The following is a 19,185-nucleotide window of genomic DNA, read 5'->3' as shown; positions in this document are numbered from 1 at the left end:
TCAGCGGCGTCCGAACAGTTTTTCGATGTCGGCGAGCTTCAGCTCGACATAGGTCGGGCGGCCATGATTGCACTGGCCGGAATGGGGCGTCGCCTCCATCTGGCGGAGCAGCGCGTTCATCTCCTCGCCATTCAGGCGCCGGCCAGAGCGGACCGAACCGCGGCAGGCCATGTTGCCCATCACTTCCTCGAACCGTTCCTTGAGGACGAGACCTGCATCATATTCGGCAAAGTCGTCGGCCAGGTCACGGATAAGACCGGCGGCATCCATCTCCCCAAACAGGGCCGGGGTGGCGCGCACGCAGACAGCGCCGGAACCGAACGGTTCGATTTCAAGACCAAGCTCGGCCAGCTCATCGGCGCGCTCCACCACGCGGGCAGCTTCGTCTTCGGTCAGTTCCACGACATCCGGGATGAGCAGCGCCTGCCGCTTGACGCCGCCGGCTGCCATCTGGCGCTTCATGTCCTCATAGACGAGGCGTTCATGCGCAGCGTGCTGGTCGACGATCACGATGCCATCGCGCGTCTGGGCGATAACATAGGTCTCATGCAGCTGGGCCCGGGCAACGCCGAGCGGGAAGTCCTCCGTGGCCTGCGTTTCCGGCTCCACCCGGGCACTCGGCGCGACATCCCGTTCGTAAGTCTCTGGCGCATAAGAGGCTGCGGGCTCTGCCCATCCACCGGGCGGCGGCGCGGGTTCAAAGCTGGAAGGCGGCCTGACCGGCGAAATACTGGCGGGATTATAAGCTGGCCGGGAGGCGAACAGCGCCCCGGTCGGCGCACCTTCCGGGCGCACCTTGCCCAACGCATACCCCGCCACCGTAGTCGACGCCCTGTGTCCGGCATCGGCCAGCGAGTGCCGCAACGCACCGATCATCAGGCCACGTACATTTCCGGCATCGCGGAAGCGGACTTCCGTCTTGGCCGGGTGGACGTTCACGTCGACATATTCCGGGTCCAGTTCCACGAACAGGGCCGCAAGCGGGTGGCGGTCTCGCGCCAGGAAATCCTGATAGGCCGCGCGGATCACGCCGTTCAGCATCCGGTCTTTGACGGGACGCCCGTTGACGAACAGGAACTGCATCTGCGCATTGCCGCGGTTCAGCGTCGGCAGACCGGCGAACCCTGTCAGCGTCACGCCTTCGCGTTCGGCCTCGATCGGCACAGCGTTGTCACGGAAGTCCCGTCCCATGATGGCGCCGAGTCGTGCCAGGCGGCCGGCTTCGCCCTCGGCCTCCGCCGCATAGCGCAACACGTTACGGCCATTGTTCTCCAGGCTGAAGGAGACATGCGGATTGGCCATGGCGAGACGTTTGACGACATCGGTCACCGCCATGCTTTCAGAGCGTTCGCCCTTCATGAATTTGAGACGCGCAGGCGTCGCGTGGAAGAGGTCACGTACTTCGATCCGCGTGCCGGTCTCGCCGCGTCCGGTGAACGCCGCGGGCCGGGGGCCTTCGATCCGGCCGGCTTCGATGAAGACTTCGGCGGCCTCTTCGCCAGCTGCGCGCGAGGTGATCGTCATGCGGCTGACCGAGGCGATGGACGGCAATGCCTCACCGCGAAAGCCCATCGTGTGGATGTTCAGCAAGTCCACCCGGCCATCATTGCCGGGGGTGAGTTTGGACGTGGCGTGCCGGTCGAGCGCCAGGAGCAGATCGTCCGCGCTCATGCCGCAGCCGTCATCCTCGATCGTGATCCGCTTCAGGCCGCCCGCTTCGATGGCGATGGCGATCCGGGTGGCACCCGCATCCAACGCATTTTCGGCCAGTTCCTTTACAGCCGCCGCCGGGCGCTCCACGACCTCGCCCGCCGCGATCCGGTTGACGACATCGGGCGGTAATTTGCGGATCTGGGGACGGGGACGAACGGAATCAGCCATGCGCCGAACTTACCGCGCCAGCAGGGTTTTGTCCCCCGGCACAGGGCAGGCCCCGCGCCCTGCCCACCCCTGCGGCAATAAGCCAAAATTTGTTTAAAAACAAAGTGATGATGGTTTTTCCAGCCTCCGGAACGTTACCTGGAGCGCGACCCCACACCCGCCCTATCCTTTGTTTTATAAGGTTTTTTCTTCTATCTTCGCGCTGCAGCAAAGGCGTTTGCATTGTTGCGCGGGAAAGACCAGTATGTAGCTGAATTCACAGTCCGGGGCCTTGATTCTATGCGACTTTCTCTCGTTTCCGCTTCTCTTATCGTTCTTGCCGGCATGACCGCAGCCTGCGGCGGCTCCGGCGACAGTTCCGCACCTGCAGCACCTGCTGCCGAAACGCCGGCCGCGACCCCGGCACCGGAAGCTGCACCAGACGCTGCGCCGAAGGCGGAAGCACCAGCCGCCGAAACACCGGCAGAATCTGTGGCTGAACCCACCTCAGCGCCGCCTGACGAAGCCTCCGCCAGCGAAGGCTCGCCGGAATTCGCAAGCCTGCCTGCACCGTACAACACAGCAGACTATGCCCGCGGCCGCCGCACATTCAAACTCTGCCAGGCCTGCCACACGACCGCTGAAGGCGCTGGCGCCCTCGTCGGCCCGAACCTGTACGGGATTTTCGGCCGCGAAGCCGGCACATCCGAAGGCTTTGCCTATTCCCAGGCCCTTCAGGACGCAGACTTCATCTGGACGCCTGACAAGGTCGACCACTGGCTGGAAAATCCGCAGACCTTTCTGAAAGGCAACCGGATGACCTTTGCCGGTGTCCGCAAGCCGGAAGACCGCATCGCCGTCATCGCCTATCTGATGACCGAAACCGGCTACACAGGCCAGTAAGCCCTCTGAGCATTCAGCGGCGCACAGTCACGGCGAGCAGGATGGCCTGCTCGTCGAACTCGCCGCCGAGCTCTTCCCGGTACCCTATCGACACATCCGCAAGAGGGAAGTGGTAGCCAAGTTGCGTCTCGGTCTTGATCGAGTCCGCTGACTGACTGCCGTATTCCAGCCAGATCTGTTCGGTGGAGAAGAAATTTCCACCAAGGTCTGTGCCATAGCCAAACTCGAATCTCTGCCGGTCGCAGCCGCCCTCCTGATGGATCCAGGCGGCGTCAGCAAAGAAGTAGTAGTTGCGCGCCTTGTAGACACCGCTGCGGCCAACGGAGGCCCGCGCCTCACCGCCATACCCGTCGCAACCGAACACGCCCGCCAGTGTCGTGCCGCGCAAGGCAGCGCCCTCGACACCGAGACTCCATCCCTTGTCGTTCGACCAGAGCTGCTTGCGTGCAGAGATGCGATAGGAATCTGCGTCCGCCGTTCCGCCGTCATAGCGGACGGTCTCGACCTTGCCGGTAATCATCCAGCCGCGCCCCAGGCCATATTCGCCGTATGCATCACCGCGCCAGCCATCTTCACCGTCCAGCTGTTCAAAAGACACATTCGACCGCGCATAGATGTCGCCCGGCTGCTGAGACCATGGCCCGGCCTCAGCAGAACCGGCGGCAACAAGCGCGCCAATACATATTCCCCTCAATCCCCGCATAAGTCATGACTAGCGGGGATTGAGGGAAGTGCCCAGCAGAATCTCCTGAGGGTTGACGCGCTAGAGGTCCCAGGATGCGTTCTGCAGGACAATGCGGTACCCATCCGGGTCTTCAAAAGTCACGCCCTTGTCGTCCCAATAGGCATTGAAAGCGGGCACAGGATGGAACCCGGCAGCCCGCAGGCGGCGGTGTGCCGCGTCGAAGCGATTGCGCTCCGGCAGGTAAAAGACGAGCAGATTGTCTTCGGTCGGCGCCCGGCCGGCAATGTGTCCATGCGCGACAGTGAACTCCAGATGATAAGGCGCTCCCGGATGGCCGAGCATGACGCCGTCGAAACTGTCGTGTCCCCGGAATTCGTAAAGCACCCTGAATCCCAGGCCATCGCGGTAGAATGGCAGGAGGGCGTCCAGGTCGTCCGTGGGCCGCGCAATCCGGATTGTGGCTTGTTCGAGGGTCATGAAGGTAACTCCCTGTTCATGTCAGGGCGGCCTTGTCGGACCTCAACCAAGGTTTAGGTCAAGCCGGAATGTGCAAATCGCGCAAACAAAAACCCCCGCACGAGGCGGGGGTTTTCTCCCAGGGTATTTACCGAACCGCTCTTAGAGGCGGAAACGGATCTGGTCGGACCAGAAGCGCTCGAGGCGCGTGATGGTCTTGTTCAGCTGCGAGAGGTCGTCCGGACGCACGCTGGCCGTCGGCTCAAGCGCATTGGCCTGCTTCTCGAAGAGTTTCGCGACACGGGCGCGGACTTTCAGGCCGCGTTCGGTCAGGCGCAGCGTCACGGTGCGCTTGTCATCTTCGGAACGGGTCTGGATCAGATAACCGCCTTCCTGAAGCTTCTTGACGTTGTAGGACAGGCTGGTGCCGGCAAAAGCGCCGCGGGCACGCAGCACGGAAGCCGGGGCCTCGCCTTCGCCAATTTCGTAGAGCAGCAGCGCCTGCACACCCGTCAGCGAGCGTTCGCCGCCACGTTCCAGATCGTCTTTGACAACATCGTGAAGACGACGGTGCGCTTGTTCAAGAAGAGAGAGAGACTTCAGGAAAGACTCGCCCAGGCTCAGTTCTGCAGTTTCCTGCAATTCAGCAATCATCATTTCAACCACCACTCAACTTTTGTTGTAGTTTGAACAGAACTACACGAGCCATCCTAATAAACTGATAAGCATGTTGGTGTTGGGCAAGTCGTTCGTTAATATTCGTCCGTTTTGATTAACCGTTACTTTTACGAAACAATTTTACTTCTGATTCACGATTTCGGCCCGCGCAGGTTACCCTGCACGCATCTTCCGTCGTTTACGGCTGTCGTCAGATAAAGGCGTCGGCGGACGGATCGTATTTCGGGCTGGGGCCATGCACATTGGGCTCAGGCCGGGAGTCGATCAGCATAAAGACAAAGATCACCAGCCATCCGATATAGGGCACCCAGGTGATCAGATAGAGCCAGCCGGACAAGTCCTGATCGTGCAGGCGCCGGACCGTCACCGCTATCGACGGAATGATCTGGTAGAGGAACCAGAGCAGCGTGAGCAGCGGCACAAAGTCATCGCCGCCATAGACAATGGCGCTCAGGATAATGTCCAGGATGAAGACAACGACATAGGCCAGCACGTTGAAAAGCGTGTAGCCCCAGTATTCCTGCCGCCGCGCGCGGCCTGTGAACCTGAAATAGTTCTTCGTGATCCCGCGGATGAAATAGGTCCACACGCCATCACCCGCTAGCGGTTGTGGCTTGCTACCATAGGCCGGTGGCGCGCTCCGCGTCTGTACCGGCGCTTGTCTCTGGGAATATGAAGGCTGAACGGCTGCCGCGGGTGCCGCCGCCACGAAAGGATCTGGCGCTGGCGCTTCCGCCTGTGGTGCGGGCCCCAGTGCATAGATGTCGCGTGCCTCATCACCAAGGCCGATAAAGTCCACCTTCTGGCCGCGCGCGAGCGCACTGTCGCCGCGAACCTGCCCTTGTGTGTAGGTATAGCGGGCCCCATCGTCGCCGAGGATCAGCCCCGGCCCGTCTGTGCCATCCGGTTTCAGAACCTGCCCGCGCATCTTCTCACCTTCAAATACAGTTTCGCGAAGACTATCGGGAATACTTGGCGGACTTGTCCAGTCTTTTGAAGCCGCCTCAGAATGTCAGTTCGTCATCACCAAGCGGTTCGAAATACTTGTCGACCATCTCTGCCGGCACATCCTCGATTGTTGCGGGCGACCATGAAGGCGCATTGTCCTTGTCGACAATGACCGCGCGGACCCCTTCCTGGAAGTCGTGGCTCTGCACCTTCCGCCAGCCGATGCGGTATTCCATCTGCATGTTCTCGCGGAAGCTCGTCAGGCGTCCGCCTTCGCGAAGCTGGCGCAGGGCCACCTTGATCGTTTCCGGAGACTTCGACCGGAGTGTCTTCACCTGCGCAATCGCCCAGTCGCTGCCATCGGCTTCCAGCGCGGCAACAATCTCTTCGGCTGTATCGAAGGCAAAACATGCGTCGATCACGGCGCGGTGTTCCTCAAAACTGCCTGCCGGGATGGAGTGGGTCAGCGATCGCAGGATCTCGTTCAGCATCTCCGCCGCACCGACGGAAAAGTCTGCCGCGGCGATCTGCTTCATCAGGTTCGCCACGAGTTCCGACGGCAGGAAGTGCGTCGCCACGCGCGCGGCCGCCACGTCCACCCCCTTCAGCCGGTCGCCGGTCAGGGCCAGCCATGTGCCGAGTTCTCCGGCAAGGCGCGGCAGGAACCAGCCGCCGCCGACATCCGGGAACAGGCCGATGCCGGTCTCCGGCATGGCGAACAGGGTCCGCTCGGTCGCCACCCGGTGAGACCCATGCACCGACAGGCCGACCCCACCGCCCATGGTCACGCCGTCCATGATGGCCAGCACCGGCTTCGGGAACTCATCCAGCGCGACATTCATCCGGTATTCGGTGGCGAAGAATTCCCGCGCCTCGCTGGCATCGCCAGCGCCGCTCTCCGCCAGCATGCGGATGTCGCCGCCGGCGCAAAAGCCGCGCGTGCCTTCCTGATGGTCGATCACCACAAGGTTTACGGCATCGTCGCCGGCCCAGTCCTGCAGCGCGCTCAGGATGGCAGCGCACATGGGCGTATTCAGCGCGTGCAGCGCCGACGGGCGGGTCAGCGTAATATGGCCAACGCCACCTTCGATCCGGATGGAAACGTCTTCAGTCATCAAATCCCCTCACTCAACCCTGAAATTTTACAAATGAACTGCGCGGGCTGTTAACCCGATTCTGGCATCTAAGCGGGGTTTCGCTCAGAGGGGGAGTCTGGCGAATGTATGCGTTTGAGGTGGAAGCCCTCGATCGCAGGGAAGTCCGTCGCCAGGTTGAGGCGGCCGGTCGTCTCCGCATCGGGTGGCGTAAATGGGTGACTTGCGAGATCCGTGACATCTCGTGCGGCGGTGCGCGCATCGCTGTAGCGGAAGGTGTGGACCTTCCGGAGCAATTCGTGTTGACGTCCTGCCTGTTCGAGGGCGAGCGCATTTGCCTGCGCCGCTGGGAGTTCGGCAGCGAGACCGGCGTCGAATTCCTCTGACCGGCCACGCCTCTCATCTTCAATTGAGAGCACAGCCTTCCAGCGTGATCCGGTGCATGATGCGCCGGTGGCTGTGATAGTCGTTCATGGCCCAGTGCCAGGTCGAGCGATTGTCCCAGAACGCGACCGATCCCGGCTGCCACTGGAAGCGATAGGCGTGCGCCTTGTCCATGGCATGCGCATAGAGACGCGAGAGCAAGGCTTGTGACTGCTCGTCCGTCTTGCCGACGATTTTCACGGTGAAGGCCGGGTTCACATAGAGCGCCTTCTTGCCGCTCAGCGGATGCTTGATCACCACCGGATGCGTCACGTCGGCCAGCACGTCAGCAGCCGCTGAGTTGCCGATCCGGTTCCCGCCTGCATCCGTGGTGTTGTAGTAGGTCTGCCCGCTGGAACCGAAGATGTGCTTGGCGGAGTGGACAGCCTGCAGGCCGTCAATCTCCTGCTTCGTCGCATCATCCAGCGTCTCGTAGGCACGGTACATGGAGGCAAACATCGTATCACCGCCGCTTTCCGGCAGTTCCCGTGCGACAAGAATGGAGCCCATGGCAGGTTCCACATCATAGGAGTGGTCCGTGTGCCAACCGCCACCGATATTGTCTTTCTGGTCCTTTTCCTTCGCGACCATGGCGATTTGGGGATAGTCCGGATGGGCCGCAAAGAAGCGGTTCACATTGATCGGCGCCCAGCGCTCGGCGAAGGCGATATGATCCTCCTCGGACAGGTCCTGATCGCGAAAGAAGATCACACCGTGATCGGCATAAGCCTGCCGGATCGCGGCGAACTCGACCGCCGACAAATTCTTCAGGTCAATTCCGGTAATTTCGGCGCCCACGCCGGGCAATGTCTCGATCTGCATGGCTTCCTCCCAGTGCGCCGTCTTCCGGCATCTTGGGTGCCACTATACCGCCTGAAGACGCGCCGGAAAGCGGTTTCCTTGGCTGAACGGAATCATACCGCCGGTATGGCCCGCTCGATCAGGCGGCCCTGGTCCACATCCGGTGAGACGTCGCCATAGAGAAGACCGTTGCGATCGCTGGCGAGCCGCTGGGCACAGAAGGCGTCGAAAACGAAGTCCGGCGCCATTTCGTGCAACGCCGCCCCCTGCAGCGCGAGCGCCGCATCACGGGCAAAGCCGCGCGCCGTGCCTTCATGCAGGTTTCCGGGCGTCAGATAGTCCGCGAGACGGCCGACATGCGCGTCATAAGCATGATGCCGGCCGAGCGGCTTTTTCAGCTCTGCCTGTACCGCCTCCAGACTGTCCGGCTCCCGCGAGAGGGCGCGCAGCACGTCCAGCGCGATGACATTGCCGCTGCCTTCCCAGATCGCGTTCAGCGGTGACTGGCGGTAGAGGCGCGGCATCGGGCCTTCCTCCACATAGCCTGCCCCGCCATGACATTCGAGCGCCTCATAGACAAAGCCCGGCTGGCGCTTGCAAACCCAGTATTTCGCGAGCGGGGTGGCGAGGCGCATGAAGGCGGCCTCGTGCTCATCCGTCGCCATCCGGTCGAGGCTGGCACCGACGCGCATGGCGATGGCGGTCGCCGCTTCGCTTTCAATCACGAGATCGGCGAGCACGGCGCGCATGGCCGGCTGGTCGATCAACGCCTTCTGGAAAGCCCGGCGCTGGGACGTGTGCCACAGCGCCTGCACCAGCGCCGCGCGGATGCCGCCGGTCGAACCGAGGATGCAGTCATAGCGCGTGTGCTGGACCATATCGATGATGGTCCGCACGCCCCGGCCTTCCTCACCCAGCCGTTCTGCCCAGGCACCATGATATTCAATCTCGGAAGAAGCATTGGACTTGTCGCCCATCTTGTCTTTCAGGCGCATGACATGGATACCGTTGCGCGTGCCGTCCGGCTTCCAGCGCGGCACGAGGAAACAGGTCAGCCCTTCATCCGTATACGCAAGAGTCAGGAAAGCGTCAGACATCGGCGCGGAACAGAACCATTTGTGCCCGGTGAGGATATAGCCACCCTGCCCGTCCGGTACCGCGCGGGTTGTGTTGGCGCGCACATCGCTGCCGCCCTGCTTCTCCGTCATCGCCATGCCGATGGTGACGCCGGTTTTCCGGTCTGCCGGAATGAAGTTCGGATCATAGGACGACGCCTGAACGCGCGGTATCCATGCGTCCGCGATCTCCGGCGTGGACTGCAGCGCGGGTACACAGGCATAGGTCATCGACATCGGACAGGTCACGCCCGCATCCGCCTGGTTCATCAGGATCATCATGGCGCCATGCAGCACATGGCCCGCCTCACCTTCATTCCACGCAGATGCCGAGAGTCCGCTATCCAGCCCCAGCGACATGAGATTGTGGTAAGCCGGGTGAAACTCCACCTCGTCCAGACGGTGGCCGAACCGGTCAAAGCTCTTCAGCTTCGGCAGATTTTCCTGCGCCTGCCGGGACCAGTCCTGCGTCTCGAACGCACCGCAACGCTTGCCGAATTCCGACAGCTTCGCCGCATGGACGCCGCCGCCCGCCTTCTCCACCGCGCCTTTCAGCGCCTTGTCCGAGGCAAACAGATCAACGTCACCGAAGGCTTTCGGCTGGTTGGAGACGGTGTGCGTCTCAAGCTCTGACTGGGGTGCGTAATGTGGCATGGCGAGGCCCTCCGCCTTGTGGTTCAGGCCTCACCATAAGTCGCCGCCCGCACCCCCGGAAGGGGGCGGGGCGTCACATTCCTATTGCGCGAAGACCAGATCGTCGAACCAGCCCATTTCGCCTGCTCCGGCGCCGATAGGACTGCCCGGTGGAACATCGACTTCCGTTACCCCCGGCGCGATGGCGGGGGCCGGACGGTCCAGATGCGTAGCGATGCGGCGCTGCAGGTCTTCACGCGCAGCGGCATCGACCGGATCTGTCCGGCGCGTTGGTTTCAGCCGCTGGCTCATTCCTTTCAGGAAGGCCTCGGCCCGCATCGTGACACCCGGTGACGTGGTCGGGTCGCTGGCAAGTGCAATCAGCGAGGAAACGAAGCGCGCCTGCTGGCGGCGGCGGATTTCTGCCTGACGCGGTGTCGGCGCAGGCGTGAAGACTTCCCGCTCCAGTCCGGCCAGTACTTCCTCGAATGACAGCGCCGATGGGTCGCGGCGGCTTGTTTCCACAAGCCGCGCGGCTCGGGCCGGGTGCAGCAATGCGTCGATCGTCGTCTGCGAGGCCGTATCGGCGGCCGTCAGCAGGTCGAACATTGGACCAGTGTTGCCGGGGAAATATTCCGCCCCACCTGTATTGTAGGAGAAGGCTGCGAGCGGCGGGGTCAGCTGGTTCAGCACGCCATCCGGCAGGTCCAGCGAGGTCGGCTCCAGCGTGACGAGCAGTGCCGCAAGCGCAGCCCGCTGGCGTTGCGGAGCGACCGCGTGCGCCATGCCACCGCCATCGCCCCGCCGGGAATAATAGAACTCATACCCGCCGACAGATTTTGCCGCCGCAGCCACCTGGTAGCGGTGATAAAGATAGACCGGCACCAGTGTCTGGCGCAGGCGGGACGTGTCCGCCCCCTGCTCAATTACGTCGAGGCCGAAGCGGTCGAGCGCAATCTTCCGTACACGCAATGTATTGTAGAGCTCGGCGATCGCGTCTTCGCCATTGTCCCACACGCTACCATAGGGATGGGCCGTACCGGTGCCGCGCGCTTCCGGATCGTCGACAAAGCGCAGGCCGCTGCCATAGGCGGCGCGCAGCAGCTTGTCGCCTTCGGCGTCTTCGTCGACGCCTTCCGGATATTGTGCATAGAGCCAGGTCGCGGCGACCTTGTCCCACTCGCCAATGCCCACATCATAAGCTTCGGAAAAGTCGAGCTGGCCGTTCTCGCTGACCTTCACCCAAGGCGCCGGATAATCCATCACCGAAGCGCGGTCATTCGTGGAGGCGGCAAAATTGTGCGCGAAACCCAGCGTGTGGCCGACTTCATGCGCGGCCAGCTGGCGGATACGTGCCAGCGCCACCTGTACCGGATCGTCCGCATCACCTGTGCCCGTCTTCGACGCGCCTGCAAGACCCTCGAAGATCATCCGATCCTGCCGCACGCGCTGGCTGCCGAGGATGACATTGGCTTTCAGCATCTCGCCCGTACGCGGGTCATAAACCCCGCCGCCATAGGACCAGCCGCGCGTCTGGCGGTGGACCCACTGGATCACGTTGTATCGGATGTCGAGCGGATGCGCGCCCTCCGGCAGGACTTCCACGCGATAGGAGTCCGGAAAACCCGCTGCTGCAAACGCATCGGCCCACCAGGATGCGCCTTCGATAAGCGCATCGCGGATCTCAGGCGGGGCGCCGGAGTCGACATAGAAGACAAGCGGCTCTTTCGCCGGGCTGGAAGCGGCGGCGGGGTCCTGCTTCTCCAGCCGGAACCGGCGGGCGTAGGACTTGCGCACCTGGCCTTCCAGTGGCGCGGAGAAGTCATAATAAGGCACATCAATCGTGCCACTGCGCACATCGAAGGCGCGCGGCGTGTAGCCGTCGTCCGGCAGGCGCACCAGCGAGACATGCTGGACCAGCGTGATCGCCCGGCCATCGGCGGCGGTTGCCAGAACTTCAGCTTTCGGCTCGTCGCTGGTCAGCGTGAGAAAGGCATCGAACTCGACATTGTCGGGAAAGGCGAGCGCGGCGGAGGCATCCGGCATGGACCGGTCTTCCGCGAGAGAGAAGCTGCCGCCCTTCGGATTGTTCTTGAGCGCGGCTTTCACATCCAGCGCGTCGCGCGTGAGATAGCCGGAAATGTCGACCAGAAGCTCGCCGCGCGGGCTTTCCGCGATCACATCGCCGGACCAGAGGAAGGAACTGGCAAAGGACTGGCGCACGGCCTTCTTTTCCAGGGGGTTGTCCGCACTGGCGACATAACTCCAGTTTTCCTGCTCCGCGATCAGCTTCTTGCCGACACGCCGGAACGCGATCAGCGAGCCGCCATCGAACAGGCCCCGGTCCAGCCCGATCGGGTTGGAGCCGAGCCCGGCCGTCAGCCCGGTCGCCTGAATGGCGCGCAGCGAGACACCGTCTTGATCTGGCTTCGGGAAGGCCGCGAGAATGCGTCCGCCCTTCGCATCGGCATAGTAAGGCAGGAAGCCATCAGCGCGCGTCAGGCCGCTCGTCGTCTCGCCCCAGCTCTTCGGATCGTCCGCCGCGGCCGCTCCCGCCCAGACCATTGCCAGAACCGTAAACAGGAAAGCCGCCAACCCGCGCATACCGAAACTCCATTCGCCCGAAACTGGCCGCACGGTGCCGCAACTGGCCGCGAGACGCAATTGCGCCTATGAGGGAAAGCCTGTTTTCCAGCGGATCGCATACTCTATGGCAGACAATGACAAAATCGGCCTTCGCGAGGCTGTCTCGATCGGCATCGGCGGCATGGTGGGCGGCGGCATCTTTGCTGTGCTGGGCCTCGCAGCGGATCTCGCACAGGGTGGCACCCCTGTCGCCTTCCTGTTCGCCGGGCTGATCGCGCTCGTCACCTCTTATTCCTATGTCCACCTCTCGCGCACCTATCCGGACCGGGGCGGCACGGTGCGCTTCGTCAATGAAGGCTTCGGACGCGGCGTGTTCAGCGGCGGCGTGAACAATCTGCTCTGGGTCAGCTACATCATCATGCTGGCGCTCTATGCCTCCGCCTTCGGATCATATGCACCGAACCTGATGCCGGTCACGGGCGACAAGGACATCGATCCGCACATCTATGCCAGCGGCATCATTCTGATCGCAACCGCAATCAACTATTACAGCATCAAAGTGGTCGGCGCGATTGAGTCCTATGCCGTGATCGTGAAGCTGCTCATCCTGCTCGGCTTTGTCGGTATCGGCGCCTTCGGCCTGATCGGGAACGACAATCTGGGCCAGCTCAATGTGGCGCACTGGGAATCCCCGCTGACGCTGGTCACCGCCGGCATGATCATCTTCGTCGCCTATGAAGGGTTCGAGCTGATCGCCAATGCCGCACCGGACATCAAGTCGCCCGAGAAGAACATTCCCCGCGCCTACTATATCTCGGTCGGCTTCGTGATCCTGCTTTACCTCGCCATCGCGGTGATCACGGTCGGCTCCCTGCCTTTCGGCCAGATCAAGGATGCTCAGGACTATGTGCTGGCAGAAGCGGCAAAGCCCATGCTGGGCCAGATCGGCTTTACGATCATCACAGTAGCGGCGCTGATCTCGACCTTCTCGGCGATCAATGCCTCCCTCTATGGCGGCAGCCGGGTCAGCTATGAAATTGCGGAAGACGATGAACTTTCCAGCGAGTTCACGCACCAGTTCTGGAACCAGCCCCTCGGCCTGATATTCACGGCCGCCGCCACGCTTGTCCTGGTCAACACGCTGGAACTGGAGAGCATCTCGACGACAGGCAGCGTCGGCTTCCTGTTGGTCTTTGCCGTGGTCAATATGGCAGCCGTCCGCAAGGCATCCGAGGTGAAGGGGTCCAAATGGATCACCGGCCTTGGCGTAGTGCTCTGCCTTGCTGCGCTTGCGGCCCTCATGTTCCACACGCTGCAGACCAATCTGCTGAACCTGTTGATCGCCTGCGGGATCATCGCGGCCTGCTTCCTGGGGGAGTTCCTGTACCAGCGCCGCGAAAGCAAGGCGGGCTGACGCGCTCAGCCATTACAGGTCTGCGTGTTTTTCTGGATACCGATCTGGCTGACCTTGCCGGTCTCGTTGTCGACTTCAAAGTAGACGTCATTGTAATCGTAGACGGTAATGTCACCGCGTGTAACCACACATCTGGGCGTGCCATAGACGCCTCGCGCGAAAATCTGCTCACTGCCTAATGCCACGCCAGCCGGTGTGCGATAGCGGGCATCGCGGGCGATGATCCAGTAGACCTTGTCATCGGCACCGACGGTCAGCCCCGGATAATTATAGCTGGTCGCTTCCGTGCCCGCGATGGGGATGGTTTTGTGTGGCGCGCCCTTCACGGCGAACAGCTCCGCCAGAGACATGCCAAGCTCGACATTGCCGACCCGTTCGCCGGGGATGATCATGTCGTCATTGAGATTGGGCGGCGCACTGGCACAGGCGCCGAAAGCGAGGATGGACAGGGTTGCGAAAGTTGCGCGGACAACCGTCATGACGGATCCCTCATGGCTAGCGTGGACATCGCACTGACGGTCAGATCAGCGCTTCCCCAGCCACAAAGAGGAAACTAAGGCATAATTTGTGACCTGCGCCACTCAGGCTGGCCACAATTTTTTGTAATGTTCAGCTGGCCTTATCCGGCCATCTTAATCCTTCAGCATATCCCGGCTGATGATGACGCGCATGATCTCATTCGTGCCTTCGAGGATCTGGTGCACTCTCAGGTCACGGACGATACGCTCGACACCATAATCGGCGAGATAGCCATAGCCGCCATGGATCTGTAGCGCCTCGTTGGCCACCTTGAACGCCGTGTCGGTCACAAAGCGCTTCGCCATCGCGCACCAGCGGGTGGCGGCCGGGTCTTTCCGGTCCAGCCGGCCGGCGGCTTCGTACAGCATCACGCGCGCAGCTTGCAGCTCGGTCTCCATGTCAGCCAGCTTGAACTGGGTGGCCTGGAAGTCCGCAATCGCCTTGCCGAACTGGGACCGCTCCTTCGCATAGGCGAGCGCCTTGTCGAGCGCGAGCTGCGCGCCGCCGAGCGCGGACGCGGCTATGTTCAGACGCCCGCCGTCGAGGCCCGCCATCGCGAATTTGAAGCCGTGGCCTTCCTCGCCCACGCGGTTTGCCGCCGGGACGCGCACGCCGTCCAGGATCACCTGCCGGGTCGGCTGGCTCTTCCAGCCCATCTTGCGTTCGTTGGCCCCGAAGCTGAGCCCCGGCGCGTCCTTCGGGATGATGAAGGTCGACACACCTTTTGCGCCATCGTCAGAGGTGCGCGCCATAAGGACGTAGACGTCGGACGTTCCCGCGCCAGAGATGAATTGTTTCGAACCCGTGATGACATACTCATCGCCTTCACGGACGGCCTTTGTCTTGAGGCTGGCGGCGTCAGATCCGGCACCCGGCTCGGTCAGGCAATAGGAGGCGATCAGCTCCATGCTGGTCAGGCGCGGCAGCCATTCCTGACGCTGCGCATCGGAGCCGAACGTGTCGATCATCCAGCTCGCCATATTGTGGATGGAGATGAAGGCGGCCGTGGAAACGTCGCCATAGGCAAGCTGCTCGAAAATCAGCGCTGCGTCGGTGCGCGTCAGCCCTGCGCCGCCGACATCTTCCTTTACATAAATGCTGGCAAAGCCGAGCTCTGCCGCCTTGCGGATTACGTCTACCGGAAAGTGGCTGGTCTGGTCCCATTCCTCGGAATTCGGCAGCAGTTCCTCTTCCGCGAACTTCCGCGCCATATCGCGAATCATCAATTGTTCGTCGGAAAACAACGTGCTCATGGGTTCCACCTTTTGACTTTATCCACTAATGAGACGGGGATTCCCCTTAGTTACAGGTATTGTCAATGCGCCGGCGCCCGTCTGACTACGTGATCTCCCCGGCCCGGCCGGAGGATGTTGCCAGCCTGATTGCGCTTGACCTTGCGGCGGGCCAGCTGTTCGCGCCAACGGGGCTTCTGACCGAAGAGGCCCTGGGCGACCATGTGCCCGAAACCGTGATGCAGCAGGCGATGGAAACCGGTGACCTGCTGAAGATCGCCCCGGCCGAGGGCGAACCGGCGGGCTTTGCTCTCGTGTCCCATCGCGGCGGCACGCTCTATCTCGACCAGATCAGCGTGCACCCCGATCACGGGCGCCGCGGGCTCGGGGCGACACTGATGCGTCAGGTGTTTCAGGTCGCCAGGCAGCGCCGGCTGAAAACCGTCACCCTTTCTACTTTCCGGGACGTGCCGTGGAACGGGCCATTTTACCGCAAGCTCGGATTCCGCGAGATCCCCCGCGAAGAGATGGCGGACTGGATGCTGGCCCTGGAGAAGATCCAGGCCGAAAGCCTCGATGTCTCCCAGCGCTGTTTCATGGTGCGTAAGATTGGCTGGTTGTAAGCGGCCGGTTTTTGGCGCACTCACTGGGGCATGACACAGTTTCCCCAATCCTTCCCGAACACCCGTATGCGCCGCCTGCGCCAGTCGCCTTGGGTCCGCAGCCTTGTGGCCGAGAACACGCTCACCCCGGCAGACCTTGTCTGGGCCGTCTTCATCCATGACGGCGAAGGCCGCGTGCCGGTTGGCAGCCTGCCGGGCATCGACCGGCTGAGCGTTGAAGAGGCAGCAAAGACGGCCAAGCGCGCCGAAAGCCTCGGTATCCCCGCGATTGCGCTGTTCCCCTATATCGGCCCAGAAGGCAAAGACGAGGAAGGCACCGGGGCGCTGGATCCGGACGGTCTCGTGCCGCGCGCCCTCCGCGCCATGAAGGACGCCGCCCCCGGCGTCGGGCTGATCACCGATGTTGCGCTGGATGCCTATACCAGCCACGGCCATGACGGCCTGCTGGACCCAGACGGCACGATCCCGAACGATGCGACGGTGGAGCGCCTCGTCCGCCAGTCGCTGGCCCATGCGGCCGCGGGCGCGGATGTCGTCGCCCCGTCTGACATGATGGACGGCCGCATTGGCGCCATCCGCCAGGCCTTCGACGAGGAAGGCTTCACAAACATGATGATCCTCTCCTACGCCGCGAAATACGCCTCCGGCTTCTATGGCCCCTATCGCGATGCCATCGGCTCGGCCCAGGCCCTCTCGGGCGACAAGAAGACCTACCAGCAGGACCCGGCCAATTCCGACGAAGCCCTGCGCGAAGTTGCCCTCGACCTTGCCGAAGGTGCCGACATGGTGATGGTGAAACCCGGTCTTCCGTATCTGGACATTGTGCAGCGCGTCTCCTCGACCTTCGGTGTACCGACGCTGGCCTACCAGGTCTCCGGCGAATACGCCCAGATCATGGCCGCCGCCCAGAACGGCTGGATCGACGGCGACCGTGTCATCATGGAAAGCCTGATGTGCTTCAAGCGCGCCGGCGCCAGCGGGATCATCACCTACTTCGCGGAGAAGGCGGCGGAGGCGTTAGGGTAAATATAGGACGGGGACATGATCGGAAAGCACATTAAACGCGCAAGTATTTGCGCCGCAGCCATCGCTCTCTGGCAGGCGCCAGCGTTAGCCGAGTGCCCCGACAGCGCCCTGCAATCGACCGCCGACAGCTTTAACGCGCTCAGCCAGCCGGGCACAGATGTCGCCGAAACCCTGGAGACCGTGGACAGCCTGATCGAGGTCTGCCCGAACGATCCGCACGTGCTGAAAATCGCCGCGATAACCTATGCGAGCGCACCCTCTCCTGATGCGGAGACCTCTGTTGGCCGTCTAACCACTTCGCTGAACCTGATCTATCGCATGTGGGATAACCTTGATGGCAATCCTACACGATACGCCACCGACCAAAACGGCAAGAAAGTGCTGATCGGCTTTCTCGACCTTTACGAAATTGAGAAGCAGATGCTGAACGGGCTATTGCAGGCCGAACAGATCTCGGGCGTTCAGTCCACCTTCACCCATCCTCAGGAGGAGGAAGACGCTGGCGCAGAATGCAAGCCCATGGACACGACAATGGTTTCCCTCGCCTCCACATGGATCCAGCAACAGGGCGACCATCCGGGCGCCTACAGCCTGATGGACCACATGATTGCCAAATGCGAGGCCGATCTCGCCGACCCCCGCTACACTAAGATGCTGGGTTATCGCGCGAAGGCCATGCTGGCCTCCATCCAGCGCGATCCGGGCCAGGACGGCGCGCTTGAGAAAGCCGCCCAGGCCAAGGTGGATTCCGAACGGTTCGTCGAATTGTTCGGCGGCTACGACAATGTGGGTTGGCTGAAGAGCAATGACCTGGCTCTGGAACAGGCAACCGCCGCCGCTGTCATGGCGAACCAGACATTTACTCTGTCCAGGGAGCTGTTCCTGCCGCCACAGCTGGGCAGCCCTGAGGCAAAACATGCACTCGCACTGATGTTTGACAAGGCCTGGGCGGATGATGCGGAAGACGGGCTGTCCGGTGGCTATAAATCCTACCGCGAACTTGTCAGCACCGCTTACGACCTGACCAAGTCACTGGACGCCCCTGCCCCGGCGCGCCAGATGCTCTTCGAAGCTGCCAAAGCCCATGCCGACGGCGAGGTCCGCGCCCCCGGAAACGAATCCCTCGAACCGCCGCCCGATTTTCTCTACAAGTGGGTCAAATCGGCAGAGCTGGAATAGTTCAGGCGAGTAGCAGAAGGTCGCGCCGGGCGTGACGCTGAGCAGAATCATGTCTCCGGCGAGGTTTTCGGGCATGCTCTTGGCGTTTCCGTCGCATAGGCCGGGCACCTGTCGCTTCTTCACGCCTCCCGCACCTCTGCCGGTGCCGCCTTCTGGCGGACCAGCAGGATCAGCGCGGCGATGGCACTGCCGAGCACCACTGTCGCCCAGACGCGGCTGAGCTCAAGTCCGCCTTGCGCGAGGGGCTTGTCCAGGAAGTCGCCCACGACGGCCCCAAGCGGGCGCGTCAGGATGAAGGCCGCCCAGAACAGAGCCACCCGGTCAATCGAAGTGCGGAACCAGGCCAGCGCGATGAGCACGAGCAACGAACCGAATATGACGGCTGAACCCAGATAGCCGAGCGGTCCGTCCGCGATCCAGTCACCCAGCGCCGTGCCGAGTGTCTGGGAAAACGTGATCGTCAGCCAGTAGAACACCTCTGCCCGCGGCTCGTGCACCGAGCTGACAGACACCGTGCCCAGCACCTGGCGCCAGACCAGCAATGATCCAAGCACGGCCGCCAGCAAGACCAACGCGCCCCCCGGATAGCCGATGCCCATCGAGCGCGTGGCAAAGTCGGCCATGGTTGTGCCCGCTGTGGTCGAGGCGATTATGGTCGCCCAGTAGAGCCATGCATTGAACCGGCTCGCGTGAATTTGCGCATACACAAGAACCGCCAGAACGAAGCCGAACAGGCCCGTGCCGATCAGATAGCCGTTTTGCCAGAATGACGTGGACGCGCTGGCCGTCGTCTCGCCCAGCCACGACATCGAGACACTGTCCCCCGCCGTCTCGCCGAACGTGGTCGCCAGAATCTTGATGATCCAGAACCCGAAAGTGATTGCGGGCACCTTGGTCAGTACGTCTTTTTCGGTTTGGGTCACGCCTCAGCTCCTTGGTTGATCGAAATCCGGTGCCGCTGCTAAACCCGGCGCGTGGCAAAGCCCATAAGCGGGCGCTTAAAGCGCTCA

At 62.3% G+C, this 19,185-nt stretch carries 18 protein-coding genes; 6 read left to right on the top strand and 12 right to left on the bottom strand.

Going from position 1 to position 19,185, the window contains the following annotated elements:
* On the bottom strand, window positions 1-1,881 hold the full coding sequence (mutL, locus tag HJA_RS02990) for a DNA mismatch repair endonuclease MutL (protein WP_035578143.1): 1,881 nt from the start codon (window positions 1,879-1,881) through the stop codon (window positions 1-3).
* A 279-nt stretch (window positions 1,882-2,160) separates the two neighbouring features.
* On the opposite strand from mutL, the gene HJA_RS02985 reads away from it, so the two are divergent.
* Window positions 2,161-2,763, top strand: coding sequence for a c-type cytochrome (locus HJA_RS02985; RefSeq protein WP_035578141.1), 603 nt, complete (start codon window positions 2,161-2,163; stop codon window positions 2,761-2,763).
* A 13-nt stretch (window positions 2,764-2,776) separates the two neighbouring features.
* Here the strand turns inward: HJA_RS02985 and HJA_RS02980 are convergent, their stop codons facing one another.
* The 5 genes from HJA_RS02980 to HJA_RS02960 all read right to left on the bottom strand — a co-directional run bounded on the left by HJA_RS02980 (window position 2,777) and on the right by HJA_RS02960 (window position 6,645).
* Window positions 2,777-3,466, bottom strand: a complete 690-nt coding sequence (locus HJA_RS02980; protein ID WP_155839843.1) for a hypothetical protein — start codon at window positions 3,464-3,466, stop codon at window positions 2,777-2,779.
* 60 nt (window positions 3,467-3,526) lie between these two features.
* Complete coding sequence (locus HJA_RS02975; protein WP_035578138.1) at window positions 3,527-3,925, bottom strand: VOC family protein; 399 nt, start codon at window positions 3,923-3,925, stop codon at window positions 3,527-3,529.
* 141 nt (window positions 3,926-4,066) lie between these two features.
* Window positions 4,067-4,561, bottom strand: coding sequence for a MarR family winged helix-turn-helix transcriptional regulator (locus HJA_RS02970; protein WP_035578134.1), 495 nt, complete (start codon window positions 4,559-4,561; stop codon window positions 4,067-4,069).
* 211 nt (window positions 4,562-4,772) lie between these two features.
* Window positions 4,773-5,510 carry a DUF805 domain-containing protein gene (locus HJA_RS02965; RefSeq protein WP_035578132.1) on the bottom strand — a complete coding sequence of 246 codons (738 nt, stop codon included), beginning with the start codon at window positions 5,508-5,510 and terminating at the stop codon, window positions 4,773-4,775.
* A gap of 76 nt (window positions 5,511-5,586) precedes the next feature.
* Window positions 5,587-6,645 (bottom strand): enoyl-CoA hydratase/isomerase family protein, encoded by a 1,059-nt coding sequence (locus HJA_RS02960; protein WP_035578130.1) that lies wholly within the window; start codon window positions 6,643-6,645, stop codon window positions 5,587-5,589.
* A 104-nt stretch (window positions 6,646-6,749) separates the two neighbouring features.
* Here HJA_RS02960 and HJA_RS02955 point away from each other — a divergent pair, with 104 nt between their 5' ends.
* Window positions 6,750-7,010 (top strand): hypothetical protein, encoded by a 261-nt coding sequence (locus HJA_RS02955; RefSeq protein ID WP_035578127.1) that lies wholly within the window; start codon window positions 6,750-6,752, stop codon window positions 7,008-7,010.
* 19 nt (window positions 7,011-7,029) lie between these two features.
* Here HJA_RS02955 and HJA_RS02950 read toward each other — a convergent pair whose 3' ends face one another.
* The 3 genes from HJA_RS02950 to HJA_RS02940 all read right to left on the bottom strand — a co-directional run bounded on the left by HJA_RS02950 (window position 7,030) and on the right by HJA_RS02940 (window position 12,200).
* Window positions 7,030-7,869 carry a TauD/TfdA dioxygenase family protein gene (locus tag HJA_RS02950; RefSeq protein WP_035578125.1) on the bottom strand — a complete coding sequence of 280 codons (840 nt, stop codon included), beginning with the start codon at window positions 7,867-7,869 and terminating at the stop codon, window positions 7,030-7,032.
* Between the two features lie 92 nt (window positions 7,870-7,961).
* Window positions 7,962-9,617 carry an acyl-CoA dehydrogenase family protein gene (locus tag HJA_RS02945; protein ID WP_035578124.1) on the bottom strand — a complete coding sequence of 552 codons (1,656 nt, stop codon included), beginning with the start codon at window positions 9,615-9,617 and terminating at the stop codon, window positions 7,962-7,964.
* An 81-nt stretch (window positions 9,618-9,698) separates the two neighbouring features.
* Complete coding sequence (locus HJA_RS02940; RefSeq protein ID WP_035578121.1) at window positions 9,699-12,200, bottom strand: zinc-dependent metalloprotease; 2,502 nt, start codon at window positions 12,198-12,200, stop codon at window positions 9,699-9,701.
* Between the two features lie 106 nt (window positions 12,201-12,306).
* Between HJA_RS02940 and HJA_RS02935 the strand changes: the two genes are divergently transcribed.
* Window positions 12,307-13,596 carry an APC family permease gene (locus HJA_RS02935; protein WP_035578120.1) on the top strand — a complete coding sequence of 430 codons (1,290 nt, stop codon included), beginning with the start codon at window positions 12,307-12,309 and terminating at the stop codon, window positions 13,594-13,596.
* Window positions 13,597-13,601: 5 nt separating this feature from the next.
* Here HJA_RS02935 and HJA_RS02930 read toward each other — a convergent pair whose 3' ends face one another.
* Together HJA_RS02930 and HJA_RS02925 are read right to left on the bottom strand one after the other, a co-directional pair.
* Window positions 13,602-14,075: a hypothetical protein gene (locus HJA_RS02930; protein ID WP_035578118.1), complete on the bottom strand. Its 474-nt coding sequence runs from the start codon at window positions 14,073-14,075 to the stop codon at window positions 13,602-13,604.
* Between the two features lie 153 nt (window positions 14,076-14,228).
* Window positions 14,229-15,368 carry an isobutyryl-CoA dehydrogenase gene (locus tag HJA_RS02925; protein WP_035578117.1) on the bottom strand — a complete coding sequence of 380 codons (1,140 nt, stop codon included), beginning with the start codon at window positions 15,366-15,368 and terminating at the stop codon, window positions 14,229-14,231.
* A gap of 65 nt (window positions 15,369-15,433) precedes the next feature.
* Between HJA_RS02925 and HJA_RS02920 the strand changes: the two genes are divergently transcribed.
* Genes HJA_RS02920 through HJA_RS02910 form a run of 3 tightly spaced genes read left to right on the top strand, consistent with a single transcriptional unit; the run spans window position 15,434 to window position 18,175 of the window.
* A complete protein-coding gene (locus HJA_RS02920) occupies window positions 15,434-15,970 on the top strand; it encodes a GNAT family N-acetyltransferase (protein ID WP_051597294.1) in 537 nt (178 codons plus the stop codon).
* Window positions 15,971-16,000: 30 nt separating this feature from the next.
* A complete protein-coding gene (gene hemB, locus HJA_RS02915; RefSeq protein WP_035578115.1) occupies window positions 16,001-16,996 on the top strand; it encodes a porphobilinogen synthase in 996 nt (331 codons plus the stop codon).
* 15 nt (window positions 16,997-17,011) lie between these two features.
* Window positions 17,012-18,175 carry a hypothetical protein gene (locus HJA_RS02910; protein WP_035578113.1) on the top strand — a complete coding sequence of 388 codons (1,164 nt, stop codon included), beginning with the start codon at window positions 17,012-17,014 and terminating at the stop codon, window positions 18,173-18,175.
* 119 nt (window positions 18,176-18,294) lie between these two features.
* On the opposite strand, the gene HJA_RS02905 is transcribed toward HJA_RS02910, so the two are convergent.
* On the bottom strand, window positions 18,295-19,098 hold the full coding sequence (locus HJA_RS02905) for a COG4705 family protein (protein WP_035578112.1): 804 nt from the start codon (window positions 19,096-19,098) through the stop codon (window positions 18,295-18,297).
* Between the last annotated feature and the right edge of the window lie 87 nt (window positions 19,099-19,185).

The sequence above is a fragment of the Hyphomonas jannaschiana VP2 genome (assembly GCF_000685215.1).
GTDB classification, from domain to species: domain Bacteria; phylum Pseudomonadota; class Alphaproteobacteria; order Caulobacterales; family Hyphomonadaceae; genus Hyphomonas; species Hyphomonas jannaschiana.
Note: the sequence above shows the minus strand (reverse complement) of the source record. Positions and strands in the feature narration are given on the sequence as shown.

Coding starts and splice junctions, on each gene's coding strand:
- mutL (WP_035578143.1), bottom strand. CDS start 1,881: ATGGCTGATTCCGTTCGTCCCCGTCCCCAGATCCGCAAATTACCGCCC.
- HJA_RS02985 (WP_035578141.1), top strand. CDS start 2,161: ATGCGACTTTCTCTCGTTTCCGCTTCTCTTATCGTTCTTGCCGGCATG.
- HJA_RS02980 (WP_155839843.1), bottom strand. CDS start 3,466: ATGCGGGGATTGAGGGGAATATGTATTGGCGCGCTTGTTGCCGCCGGT.
- HJA_RS02975 (WP_035578138.1), bottom strand. CDS start 3,925: ATGACCCTCGAACAAGCCACAATCCGGATTGCGCGGCCCACGGACGAC.
- HJA_RS02970 (WP_035578134.1), bottom strand. CDS start 4,561: ATGATGATTGCTGAATTGCAGGAAACTGCAGAACTGAGCCTGGGCGAG.
- HJA_RS02965 (WP_035578132.1), bottom strand. CDS start 5,510: ATGCGCGGGCAGGTTCTGAAACCGGATGGCACAGACGGGCCGGGGCTG.
- HJA_RS02960 (WP_035578130.1), bottom strand. CDS start 6,645: ATGACTGAAGACGTTTCCATCCGGATCGAAGGTGGCGTTGGCCATATT.
- HJA_RS02955 (WP_035578127.1), top strand. CDS start 6,750: ATGTATGCGTTTGAGGTGGAAGCCCTCGATCGCAGGGAAGTCCGTCGC.
- HJA_RS02950 (WP_035578125.1), bottom strand. CDS start 7,869: ATGCAGATCGAGACATTGCCCGGCGTGGGCGCCGAAATTACCGGAATT.
- HJA_RS02945 (WP_035578124.1), bottom strand. CDS start 9,617: ATGCCACATTACGCACCCCAGTCAGAGCTTGAGACGCACACCGTCTCC.
- HJA_RS02940 (WP_035578121.1), bottom strand. CDS start 12,200: ATGCGCGGGTTGGCGGCTTTCCTGTTTACGGTTCTGGCAATGGTCTGG.
- HJA_RS02935 (WP_035578120.1), top strand. CDS start 12,307: ATGGCAGACAATGACAAAATCGGCCTTCGCGAGGCTGTCTCGATCGGC.
- HJA_RS02930 (WP_035578118.1), bottom strand. CDS start 14,075: ATGACGGTTGTCCGCGCAACTTTCGCAACCCTGTCCATCCTCGCTTTC.
- HJA_RS02925 (WP_035578117.1), bottom strand. CDS start 15,368: ATGAGCACGTTGTTTTCCGACGAACAATTGATGATTCGCGATATGGCG.
- HJA_RS02920 (WP_051597294.1), top strand. CDS start 15,434: ATGCGCCGGCGCCCGTCTGACTACGTGATCTCCCCGGCCCGGCCGGAG.
- hemB (WP_035578115.1), top strand. CDS start 16,001: ATGACACAGTTTCCCCAATCCTTCCCGAACACCCGTATGCGCCGCCTG.
- HJA_RS02910 (WP_035578113.1), top strand. CDS start 17,012: ATGATCGGAAAGCACATTAAACGCGCAAGTATTTGCGCCGCAGCCATC.